Source organism: Lentisphaera araneosa HTCC2155 (assembly GCF_000170755.1).
GTDB lineage: Bacteria > Verrucomicrobiota > Lentisphaeria > Lentisphaerales > Lentisphaeraceae > Lentisphaera > Lentisphaera araneosa.
Genome location: NZ_ABCK01000016.1, coordinates 112,872 through 124,766, shown reverse-complemented (window position 1 = coordinate 124,766; position 11,895 = coordinate 112,872). Strand labels below are relative to the sequence as shown.

The following is an 11,895-nucleotide window of genomic DNA, read 5'->3' as shown; positions in this document are numbered from 1 at the left end:
AACTTGGCAAAAGACTCCTGCTGCCTTGTGGACTGGAGCCCCTCAAGAAGTTCAGGATATCCTCGTTCCAGCTATCGACGGTTACTACCGCGACAAGCCGAGTGTTCAACGCGACGAAGGCTTACGCTCCTGTGGCATTGCCGCTCAAACCATTATGCTTGCAGCCAAAGAAATGGGTTACGATTCCTGCCCCATGGATGGTTTCGATTTCGATGCCGTAGGAAAACTCATTAATTTACCTGAAGATCATATCATCTCCATGTGTATTGCCATTGGTAAAGGGACAAAAGAACCTTGGCCACGTCCAGGTAGTTTTGATTACGAAGAAGTCGTGATTGAAAACCGCTTTTAATAAATATCATTTTGAATAGAAAAGCCGAATTAACCTTCGGCTTTTCTTTTGTGTGTGACAGCCTGCTACTAAGAACTGTGTCATTGCCTGAACATATTGTCACACCCAAAAAGACTCCACTCTTCACAAAAAGACATAATCAATTAAGAATTAAGAATTTAAAATTAATAATGAGTCACTGGCACCAATCCTTTTCTATAATGAATCAAATAATTTAAAGGAAACATTATGGACATCAATCATTTTACTGAAAAGTCACGCGAGGCTTTAGCTGCGGCTCAAAGCTTAGCTACTGAATTACAGCATCAACAACTCGATGTTGAGCACTTCGTTTATGCCCTTCTTCATCAAGAACCGAGCCTTGCTGCCCGCATTATTGACCGCTGCAATGCGAAGTCCGCAGATTTTACCGCTGTGTTAAAACAAGGCCTCGATGCAAGAGGCAAACTCTCAAATCCAAGCGAAGTTTATTTTTCTTCACGTATCACTCCCTTTATAAGTAAGGCGGAAAAAGAAGCGAAAAAATTGGATGACACCTACTTGAGTGCAGAACATTTTCTACTTGCGAGTACTCACGAAAGTAAAAACAGTGATATAGGTAAAGTCTTAAATCAATTTGATATCAATCACAAAAGTTTAAAGGAGGCCTGTATGAGTGTACGTGGTGGACAAAAATGTGACTCTCCCAATCCCGAAAATACTTACGAAGCACTCGAGAAATATGGCTCTGATCTCGTTGAGTTAGCGCGTAGTGGCAAACTCGACCCCGTTATTGGCCGCGATACTGAAATTCGCTCTATCGTTCGGATCCTGTCTCGAAAAACCAAAAACAACCCGATCCTCATTGGTGAAGCTGGCGTTGGTAAAACAGCTATTATCGAAGGCCTCGCTCAACGTATTGTTCGTGGCGATGTCCCCGAAGGACTCAAAGATAAAACTATTTTCTCTTTAGATATGACCGCACTCATGGCAGGCGCCAAGTTCCGTGGCGACTTCGAGGAACGACTCAAGGCCGTTCTCAAAGAAATTAAAAGTGCCGACGGTCAAATCATCCTCTTCATTGATGAAATTCACACCATTGTCGGTGCGGGTAAAACCGAGGGTTCATCCGATGCGGGCAATATGCTCAAACCCATGCTTGCCCGTGGTGAACTCTACTGCATTGGTGCCACAACTCTTGACGAACACCGCAAATACATCGAAAAAGACGCTGCACTCGAACGTCGCTTCCAACCCGTCATGGTCGATGCTCCCAATGTGGAAGACACCATCTCTATTCTCCGTGGGCTCAAAGAACGCTTCGAAGTTCACCATGGCGTCAAAATTGCGGACACCGCACTCGTGGCAGCCGCAACACTTTCCGATCGCTATATTTCAGATCGTTTCTTACCGGACAAAGCTATTGACCTCATGGATGAAGCCTGTGCTTCCATTCGTACCGAGATTGACTCCATGCCCGCGGAATTAGATGAAATTACCCGTAAAATCATGCGACTAGAAATTGAAGAAGTCGCTCTCAAAAAGGAAAAAGATAAAGCTTCTAAAGAACGTCTGCAACAATTGCGCAAAGAACTCGCTGATCTTCAGGAGAGTTCTTCCACTATGCGCGCCCAATGGCAGAAAGAAAAAGAAGCCATTCAAGCCGTGAGTAATAAACGTGAGCAGCTCGATGAACTGCGAACTGAGTTCCAGAATGTGCAAAATAGCCAAGACTACGAACGCCTAGCTCAAATTCAGTACAACGATATCCCTCAGCTCGAAGCGGAAATCAAAGAACTGGAAGAAGAAGCCGCGCGCGTTCAAGAAAATGCTCTCATTCACGAACGTGTTGAGGAAGAAGAAATTGCCGATGTGGTTGCACGTTGGACGGGGATTCCAGTAACCCGCCTCGTTGAAGGTGAGAAACAAAAACTGCTTAAACTCGACGAAACACTTCACGAAAAAGTCATTGGCCAAGACGAAGCCGTGCAAGCTGTCGCCGATGCCGTGATCCGTGCTCGTGCGGGCATCAAAGATCCTCGCCGTCCAATAGGTAGCTTCATCTTCCTCGGCCCAACAGGTGTTGGTAAAACTGAGCTGGCTAAAACCTTAGCTTATTCGCTTTTCGATTCCGAAGACCTCATTCGAATTGATATGAGTGAGTATATGGAAAAACATTCTGTATCTCGCTTAGTTGGGGCTCCTCCCGGTTACGTGGGTTATGAAGAAGGCGGTTACCTTACCGAAGCGGTTCGCCGTAAGCCCTACTCCGTCGTACTCTTTGACGAGATTGAAAAAGCGCACCCTGATGTCTTCAACATTCTCTTACAGCTACTCGATGATGGTCGTTTGACTGATTCCCGTGGACGTACTGTGGACTTCCGAAACACAGTGATTATCCTTACTTCAAATATTGGTTCCGAACATCTCTTAAAGATCCAAGGCCAAGATGAAGAACAGGACAAGCAAGCTCGCAATGAAGTTATGAATCAACTCCGAGCCTCGTTCCGTCCCGAGTTTCTCAATCGTATTGACGAAATCGTCCTCTTCAAACAACTGCAGAAATCCGAGATCGTCAAAATTGTTTCGATCTTGACGCAAGACTTGAGTAAGCGTCTCAAAGATCAAGGAGTTACATTAAGCATTAGTGATGATGCTAAAGCATTCATTGGCGAACAAGGTTACGACCCCGTTTACGGTGCCCGTCCCCTCAAACGCTACTTGCAACGTCAGCTCGAGACCATGATTGCTCGTAAGTTGCTCGCAGGTGATCTAGAGGACTCCAGCCGCATCAATATCAAACTCATTAACGACGAACTCAAACTCAGTTAATCTTAATTACCCTCTTAACTAAAAGCGCAGGTAAATCCAATTCACCTGCGTTTTTAGTTATATTCAAGACAAGTTTGTATTTCTAAGTTGTGCTTTTTACAAAGTACATTAATTTTTGACCAAACACATTTTTGGGAGAAAAGGATGAAATATCAAAGTTTTATCAATAGTTTTGGGGATTACGACTTTCGCTACATAAATAAAAACCTTAACGCCAGCTTTAAACAGAGTTACATTTCTGCAGATATTGTAGGTGTCGAGGAAGCATTCAAGAATACTATTACTGTTAAAAGTAAAGAATTTGAAGGTGATATTTATGGTGGGAATCAAAATGATAAAATCACTTTAAAAGCCAACTATTACTATGGTGGGGTTTCTACGCAAGAAGGGAATGACAAAATAAGCTTAAACTTGGGGATTGAATCTGAGGCTTACTATAAACCTGGCACTGGTTCAAATATGGTAAAGCTAAAGTCTTATGGTGCTATATCCCATGGCTTGTTTGAATCAAATTCGGAAAATACACTTAAAGCTTCGGCTAAGTTTTCTGACATGTACTTTCTTCTCGAAGATAGCCAGAATAGCTTTAATGTTTCGATGAAAGGTTCCTATTTTTCGACGGAAATGAATGGAAATGGTAATAATACATTTAATTTAAATATGAAAAATGCTTCATATGAAGGTGAAAATTATCATTCGATAGCTGAGATTGAAACTGGAAGTGGACATCAAAAAGTCCTAGTAAAACTTAAGCAATCGTTATTAACGTTTGACACTGTTATTCCTAGCGGAGAAGGTATTGATTCATCATATAACTTCAATATTAAAGCCAACAATTTATCGGAAATCTATATCCAAAACCTCCATGAAGTGGATATCTATGCACAATTCAAGCTTTCGCAGTCCTTAGCCTCTATAAAAGCCTCTGCTGGCGAGCATCAAATATCTGCTAAATTAAAAAAATCGAGTTCATTTTTATTTGAACAAGAACAGGGAAATGAGGGAGAGTCCTCAAACATAAGTCTAAACTTAAAACAAGAATCTTGGGCTGAATATATCAACGAAACTGACAGCCAAACTTTAGCACAGGTGAAAATCGACTCTAGTGGGGCTCTCTTAGTGACAGGTTCTGCTGATGATGCAATTTACCTCAAATCAAAATCTTCTGAAGTGCTTTTACTTATGGGTGATGGAAATGACTCACTTCACCTTTCTGGCTCTGTTAAGTTAACCGCTGGTGGTGAGGCTGGGGACGACACGCTTTATTTAAATGGGAACACGACATTTCATGAAGATAGTGTTATAAATTCTTTTGAAACCATCGAGCTAAACAAAGCAAAAATTAAAGTCACTGAAAATCTTTTCTTTAATGAAAGTGACTATGATGAAGCCTTTGTACAAGGCAAAGGAAAAATCATTTTTGAAGATGGCGAAAACTGGTACAATCAAGGTCACAATGAATCCGGACATCTAGTCTACACCAACAGTAAGGGCTTTTCTCTTATTATTGATGACGAAAAAATTGCCGTAAAAGAAATCGAACCCAAAATCAGCAATTCACCTAGTTCCAACGGCAGTATTTTTGAGTCCAATGACAGTATTACCTTAAGCAATTCTCCCTTAGATGATCAAATTATACTTGATTCTAGTAATAATAATGATGTTCTAATTCTAGACAGCTTAACTATTAGTACCGTAATACAGACTCCACCTTCAATACTCAATTTAGGTATCGGCGATGAAGGACTAGAAATGACTATTGGTCTTAATGAATTGATTAATATAGATACAAGCCGTATTCTAGGCGATGTAAATGATACTGTTATTTTAGATGATGAAGGTCTTGTTGGAGAGTTTATCGACACTGGTTCTAACGAGCTAGATGGAACTCATTATACAACTTATTCCCATAGTCAATTAAGTGACGTACTAATTTATATTCAAGACGGCATCGAAGTTCTATATTAATTTCATTCTGCTCGGTTAAGTTTTCTTAAATTTAATAAGAACTTTTTTGATTTTTATCTGTATCCTCTAAAAATGATTCTATTGTTTCTCGAGCATGTTTTTTCCCTGCTTGGGAATCATACTCCCCGGCTTTGATAGCTCCTGCATAGGAGAAGTGATGCATGTAGAGTTTTTTGCCTTCGTGCTTGCTCTTAATTTTCAACTGACTCCGTTGACTTAATTTCTCTTCCCATACTTTACGGACTTCTGCCCAATAAGCTGAAGTCTTCTCCCAGTACTCGTCAGCTGATGTCAGCTCTGGTTCTGAAATTCGTTCGTAGCGATTAATACCCGTCTCCTGAGAAAGTTGGGTATAATCATCCCCCACTCGATTAACTTTGTTATTATTTTGAAAATGTACCCAACCATTTGGAGTGATCGTTATATCGTGTATCCCTTGAAGAATATTATAATCACTTCTCACCGCAAACTCACGACGAGGCAGAGGCCTGCGATGAACATCACTGCGCCATGTCGAAACTCCTTGATTATGCACCCATTTACCAGCCGTGAAATACCTAGGGGAATCATCTACTTGAAATACTTTCTGTGACCATGAACCTGCGATTTGTTCTGCAGAATGTGTTTGTTTTTGCCATTTATTATCAGCTAAGTAATCCCAACTAAATGTATCTTCATATTTCCAATCTTGTCGCCAGTGTTTCATCACCATAGGACCTTGAAGCTCTCCATTCTCACCTTTAAACCACATACATAAAGTATGCTGAAGACTAATTTCTTTCCCGTCATCCTTAATCACTCGGATGGCTTCCGTCCCCCAGGAAAAGTAAGGTCTTGCGGGATGAAACTTTACTGTATAACCTGCCGTTTCCAGAAACTGAAAACTGACTCGATAATCTCCCGCCATAGCCAAAATTGCACGACGATCTCTTTCAAATTTCGATATCCCCTCTTCCTGTAATGACTTCCATACACTCTCGTCGTGATCTAAACTTACTGGTGAACCTGTGGTCATCCCTCCCTGTGATTTCATTGTTGATGGCTCTAAAAATGGCCAGCCAAAAACCTGAGAAGGTCCGACAAAGTCCTGTTTTTCTTTAACAGCTTCGGACTCACCCTTTTCACTGCTCGAACATGAAGCAAATAAAAATAAACTTAAACAAACAAAAGCCACTCTAAACATATTTCTTTCCCTAGCTATTTATCCTTAACTTAAAAAATTTAGAGTAAAATATATCCTTTCTTATTAGAAGTAAAACACCACTACTTCTGTAAATAATACAAGCTAGATGAATTAAGTCCCATGTGCTCTCATTACCGACGGCTTTACTTTCTACCCAATAAAACTTTGTCATACTATAGCTCACACTCAATGTCCTTATCACAAATTAACGTTACTCCGCCCCCTCTCACACTGTCAATCACCATTCAAATAAAATTTAATCTCAATTACGTTTGAATGATATTCAAAGTTGCTTATAGTAGATTTATCAATGTTCTTTTTAAGACTTGTTTGTTTATCTATGGTGTTAAAAGGGAGACTTCGTGTCTCCCTTTTTTATGGTACAAATCGCTGACTTTTTATAAAATTGAGAATATGTCTCATTAACATAGAAAAATCATCTTTTTAAACTAGATTCTCGGAAAAATTATTAGCTGATTACCTACGGAAATTAAATGAAAAAACTTTGGCTTACTCTAGCTTGCCTTTGCAGTCTGATTTTGACTGCAAAAGACCTTACGCAAAAGGACATGTTAGAGCTCATAAAAAAAACGAACGAAATCGAATTACAAATTCAAAATGAAGAACTGAATTGGAAAGAAGAGAGTCAGGTCCTCAAGCTTCAAATCACCCTACTCAGTAAACAAATTGAAGTGGCAAAAAACGACAAGTCAAAAAAGCAAGAATTGCTCAAAAAACTGCAGACTCTGCTCCTTGATGCCAAGTCAAAAAAGGCTCAGCTCGTCAAAAGTAAAGTCAGTTACGAATCTTTGTTGCAGCAGTACAAAAATGATTTACTTCAGACTTGGCACCCACACTTACCGCAAGGCTTACAAGTTTTACTCAATGGTGAACGAGCTGAACTCGAAAAAGATCATGCCTTAACTCAAAGCTTAGAGGACATACAAGTTTATACTCAAGCTTACCTCGAATTACAGAGCAAACTTCATCTCGTCACCGAAACGCATGTGATTGAAGGTAAAGAATGGCAAGTCTCTTGCCTCTACATTGGCACAGCTCAAGGCTATTTCCTCAACAAAGATAAATCACTCTGCGGAAGTTTAACTTTCGCCAAAGGCAAATGGCATGCCTCAGCTGAGCTAGCTATGCTCAAAGAAATCACTTCGGCTTTCTCACAATACGATCGCGAAGGCCGTCCTGAACTTGTGAAGCTTAAGCTAGGAGGAGTTCACTAATGAAAAAGCTCTTCCCCCTACTGCTTCTTTGTGTCTTCAATACACATGCCGTGGATCTTCAGAAAGCCTCACAAGAATTACAAAAAAGCTACCTTGAAGCGAATGAAAAACTGAATAAGCAGCAAGATGCCATTTTTTCTGAACGTCAATCCTTACTCACTGAGATGGATAGTCAAAAAAATGAACTCAAAAGCTTAGGCAGTCAGAATCTTGACGAAGAAATTGCTAAGGTTCAAAAAGAACTCGAGGCAATCACGCTTGAAATTGAAACTTTTGAACAAGAAATTGAAACTTTCCAAAGCACTGTCAGTGAGCAAAGACGTCAGTTCGAAACCTTGTTAACGCAAAGAGAAAATGATCAAAATCAGAAAGCTTATCAGGCTTGGGATCAAGCCCTAGAACAAAAGAATTATCAAGATGCGCTCTCCGCAAACTTTGATTTATCGAAAGCTATTATGACTGATGGCCTCAAAATCTACTTGAGCCAGGGAAAAGTTGCCGATAGCCAAGGCCTCGTCCAAGAAGCCGAAGTACTCGCCCTTGGCCGTGCTAAATATTATTACCGCTTAGATCAACTCAGTGGTATTGGCACGCAGAAACGCAATTCTATCTACCCACAAATCACCGCAGTAGCAGATACGGATCAAGCTTTTGCGGACTTCGCAAAGAATGCTTCCTTTTCTCTGAATATAGATTTTAGTCATGGTTTAGTTTTTAAAGACTCGGCTAAAAAGAAAACGATGCAAGATCACCTTAAAGCGGGTGGCATTATGGTTTACCCACTTCTTCTACTCGGAGCTATCTGTATTCTCATCGCTCTCTATAAGTTTATTCAACTCTTTAGCATTCGCAGTCAGTACGATGATAAGGTGATTAAATTAATCACCCTACTCAAAGAAGGTAAGTCAGAAGAGGCCGAAGAATACGTCAGTACTCTTAAAAAGCCCATTCGCGCCCTACTCTCTGAAGCTATCAAGTACAAAGATGCTCCTCGTGAGGACTTAGAAGAACTACTCAACGAGACAATTCTCAGTGAGCTCCCCCGCCTCGACCGCCTCATGCATATCCTCTCCGTTTCTGCTGGAGCTGCCCCTTTGATGGGACTTCTTGGTACAGTGATGGGCATCATCAAAACTTTTGAAATGATTGGCATCTATGGAACAGCCGATACAAATCAGCTCTCTTTAGGGATTTCCGAGGCCCTGGTCACAACTGAAGTGGGCCTTGTAGTCGCCATTCCCACACTCATTACTTATGCCCTGCTCAACCGACGCCTTCGTAGCATCGTGTCCAACTTGGAAAAAGCGAGTTTAAGCTTCATTAATGGTTTACGCGCCGAATGACTTATTGGCAAACAGTGATTGACATGTGGTCAGAGGCAGGTTGGTTTGCCTTGGCCCTTTGGTTTTTGTCATTTATTTCGTGGATTTATCTTTTGAAACTCCACCAAAAGCTGACGCGAACCTGGTTCAACACTAGTCACTTAAGCAAAGAAATTACCCACCTTCTTTTGGATGGTAAAAACAAAGAGGATATTCGTCTTTGGCTCGGTAAGAAAAAAGGCGTTATCCCCAAAGTGATCAACTACGTTCTCGCCACCAATGATCACCGTAAAATCACTCTCAAAGAACGTTATGAAGAAGCGAGCATCACTGAGATTAATAGCATCCACAAAGAATTTGGCGTGCTCAATGCTCTAGTGAAATCAGCACCCCTACTCGGTTTGCTAGGAACGGTTGCTGGTATGATCCAAACTTTTGCGGCTCTGAGTCAGTCGGGCGATATCACCCATGTCTCCCAAGGGATTTCCAAGGCTTTGCTAACAACGCAATTAGGCCTACTCATTGCCCTCCCAGGTGTTTTTGCTTCGGCCTATTTGAAAAGAAAGTTCCTCCGTCTCTCCATGGAACTCGAACGCTTAATTTACCATATTGCCAAATTGGGCAATAGCTCCGAGGAAGTCTCCTAATGAAACGCCTCTACTCAAGATTAAAAATGGATGACGACACTCAAAACGTCGACATGACCCCGCTCATTGATATGGTTTTTATCCTACTGATTTTCTTTATTGTTACCTCGGTCTTTGCCAAAGATAAAGGAATGGATATAGAACGTCCTTCTCAGCAGTCTGCAGGTAAAGTCGCTAAAGAGAATATCATGATTGCTTTAACGGAAGAAGGCAAATTGCGTGCGGACGGTCGCGACATCTCCTTTAATAGCCTGCGTTCTTACGTCGCTAAAAAAATCACTTCAAAAGAACAAGCCGTGGTTATCATGGCTGACATTGATGCCGATGTTGGTGACTTAGCCGATATCATGGATGAATGCCGTTTAGCTGGTGCTAAAAAAATCAGCCTCGCCACGGAGACTGAATAATGGTCAACAACAGCGAAATCCTCATCTACCGTAGCTCTAATTCTTCCTATAAACAAGCTTGGATGAACTGCCTATTTGCCATCGTCTTTGGCTCGGCTTTTTTCCTTATCCTGCCTTTGATGAACCGCGCTCCTCAAGTCACTGTAAAAGATATTGAAATAAGAGAAATCCCGCAGATAATCAAAAAGAAAAAGATTAAAAAACTCAACAAAAAACTGGATAAGCCTAAGGAAGTCAAAAAGCTCATCAAACCTGTCCCTCAGCCTCCTATCCCTCAGGCTATGAAAACTGTGGATATTAAAATTGATCTCCCTCCCATTTCTTTTGCGAGCGAAGTTAAACTGAGCCCCATGACTCTCAGTCAAAACTTTGAGACCGACTTTGCTATTGAAGCAAGGCCAACAGCACCTGTCCAAACTACTAAAAGCAGTGAGTCGGCAGTTGATTATTCTGGGGTCTTTGAACTCACTGAAGTTGATCAGCAAGCCCGACGTCTCAAATTTGTTCAACCCGTGTACCCTCGACGAGCGATGCAGCGCGGTTTAACAGGAACTTTAAGCGTCCAGGTTTTAATCACCAAAGAAGGTCAAGTTTCGACCTACAAAATTTTAAAATCACCGCATCGCGGGATTTTCGATAAGGCTTGTATCAAAGCTTTACTCGCAGACAGCTACAAACCCGCTACAAAAAATGGTCGCGTGGTCAGTTCTAAAAGAATTATTAATTACGATTTCAGGTTAAAATAATGAAGTACCTCCTCTACTTCCTCAGTTTCACTCTTCTCGCACTTGAGCCCACGGTTCCCCGCGAGCAAAAAGTTCAATATCAGGAAATCATTGCTCTCATGGGTAAGGATTCTGATAAAGCTTTAGAAAAACTCAACAAGATGGATGAAAAGCGCTCTCCAATTTTTGATTATTTACAAGGCAGCCTATACCTCGATAAAAAAGACCAAAGCAAGGCATTCAGCCAATTCAATAAAGCCATCAAAAAACTCCCCGAGTTTACACGAGCTCATAAAGCCCTCGCTTTTATCTACCTTGAACAGGCTAAGCATAAACTTGCACTCAAACACCTTTCCTTAGTGATCAGCCAAGGCAGTGGCGATGCCAGTATTTGGAAGAACCTCGCCTATGTTCACATGAGTTTAGAAAACTGGCAAGCCGCTTGGTTCGCCTTCGAAAATGTTCGCCTCTTTGACCCTGAGAACGCTCAATTACAAAAGTATTTCCTCGACATACGCATGCGTCAAGAAAACTACACTGAGGCGCTCTTAATTGCTAAAGAAATTATTGAAGATACGCCTCAAGATCGCAATACTTGGCTAACTTATATTTCTTGTTTTAATCAGCTCAATAAAAGCGAGGAAGCCCTCGCCAATTTTATTTTATTCGAAAAACTTTTTAAACTCAGTGATACGGAAAAATTAAATCTAGCTGGACTCTATTATTCACAAGAGAATTATTTATCTGCGACCAAGTACTTTGGCCAAGTTGAAGGCGAGCTCCAAGCCGATGCTAAGTTGAGACAAGCTTATGCCTTGATGAATATCCAGAAATTTGCTGAAGCCGCAAAAATCCTTGCCGCACTTAAAGTTACTGAGTTCAAGAATAAAGAAACTTACTTACAGACTTTCGCTCAAGTCCAAATGAATTTGGGTAAAACAGATGAAGCGATCAAGCTCTATCGCGAAGCCCTAAAGTACAATGCGAATAATAGCATGACGCTTATGTCAATTGCGCAACTCGCTGATCAGATCGCTGATTACGAAGTCGCCATTGACTTCTACACGCGCAGTATGAAGCACAAGGACTTAATGAATAACGCCCTCCTGCGAAGAGCGCGAATCTATCTCATTCAAAAGCAATGGTCACTAGCTGAAGACGATGCCCGCGCGGTCATCGACTCAAATGCTGATAAAAACTCCAAGGCCTTTGCCCGAAACATCCTAGATAGTCTGCCCCAGTAAA

At 41.3% G+C, this 11,895-nt stretch carries 10 protein-coding genes; 9 read left to right on the top strand and 1 reads right to left on the bottom strand.

Annotated elements, in window-relative coordinates; all coding sequences use genetic code 11:
- The 3 genes from LNTAR_RS16115 to LNTAR_RS16105 form a co-directional block, all read left to right on the top strand.
- Window positions 1-352, top strand: a 352-nt coding sequence (locus LNTAR_RS16115; RefSeq protein ID WP_007279801.1) for a nitroreductase family protein, incomplete at its 5' end; no start/stop codon positions are given.
- Window positions 353-580: 228 nt separating this feature from the next.
- Window positions 581-3,163, top strand: a complete 2,583-nt coding sequence (gene clpB, locus LNTAR_RS16110; protein WP_007279800.1) for an ATP-dependent chaperone ClpB — start codon at window positions 581-583, stop codon at window positions 3,161-3,163.
- Between the two features lie 144 nt (window positions 3,164-3,307).
- Window positions 3,308-5,131 (top strand): hypothetical protein, encoded by a 1,824-nt coding sequence (locus tag LNTAR_RS16105; RefSeq protein ID WP_007279799.1) that lies wholly within the window; start codon window positions 3,308-3,310, stop codon window positions 5,129-5,131.
- Window positions 5,132-5,162: 31 nt separating this feature from the next.
- On the opposite strand, the gene LNTAR_RS16100 is transcribed toward LNTAR_RS16105, so the two are convergent.
- The gene (locus LNTAR_RS16100) at window positions 5,163-6,314 is read right to left on the bottom strand and encodes a DUF6607 family protein (protein ID WP_007279798.1); all 1,152 of its coding nucleotides are present in this window, start codon (window positions 6,312-6,314) and stop codon (window positions 5,163-5,165) included.
- Between the two features lie 494 nt (window positions 6,315-6,808).
- Here LNTAR_RS16100 and LNTAR_RS16095 point away from each other — a divergent pair, with 494 nt between their 5' ends.
- From LNTAR_RS16095 to LNTAR_RS16070, 6 genes are read left to right on the top strand one after another with little or no spacing between them, the layout of a single operon-like run.
- Window positions 6,809-7,549, top strand: coding sequence for a DUF3450 family protein (locus tag LNTAR_RS16095; protein ID WP_007279797.1), 741 nt, complete (start codon window positions 6,809-6,811; stop codon window positions 7,547-7,549).
- Window positions 7,549-8,892, top strand: coding sequence for a MotA/TolQ/ExbB proton channel family protein (locus tag LNTAR_RS16090; RefSeq protein ID WP_007279796.1), 1,344 nt, complete (start codon window positions 7,549-7,551; stop codon window positions 8,890-8,892). The genes LNTAR_RS16095 and LNTAR_RS16090 overlap by 1 nt, the downstream gene beginning before the upstream one ends.
- Window positions 8,889-9,518: a MotA/TolQ/ExbB proton channel family protein gene (locus LNTAR_RS16085; protein ID WP_007279795.1), complete on the top strand. Its 630-nt coding sequence runs from the start codon at window positions 8,889-8,891 to the stop codon at window positions 9,516-9,518. Before LNTAR_RS16090 ends, LNTAR_RS16085 begins: the two co-directional genes overlap by 4 nt.
- The gene (locus tag LNTAR_RS16080; protein WP_007279794.1) at window positions 9,518-9,925 is read left to right on the top strand and encodes an ExbD/TolR family protein; all 408 of its coding nucleotides are present in this window, start codon (window positions 9,518-9,520) and stop codon (window positions 9,923-9,925) included. The genes LNTAR_RS16085 and LNTAR_RS16080 overlap by 1 nt, the downstream gene beginning before the upstream one ends.
- Window positions 9,925-10,671 carry an energy transducer TonB gene (locus LNTAR_RS25940; protein ID WP_007279793.1) on the top strand — a complete coding sequence of 249 codons (747 nt, stop codon included), beginning with the start codon at window positions 9,925-9,927 and terminating at the stop codon, window positions 10,669-10,671. Before LNTAR_RS16080 ends, LNTAR_RS25940 begins: the two co-directional genes overlap by 1 nt.
- Window positions 10,671-11,894, top strand: a complete 1,224-nt coding sequence (locus LNTAR_RS16070) for a tetratricopeptide repeat protein (RefSeq protein WP_007279792.1) — start codon at window positions 10,671-10,673, stop codon at window positions 11,892-11,894. The genes LNTAR_RS25940 and LNTAR_RS16070 overlap by 1 nt, the downstream gene beginning before the upstream one ends.
- Window position 11,895 lies beyond the last annotated feature (1 nt).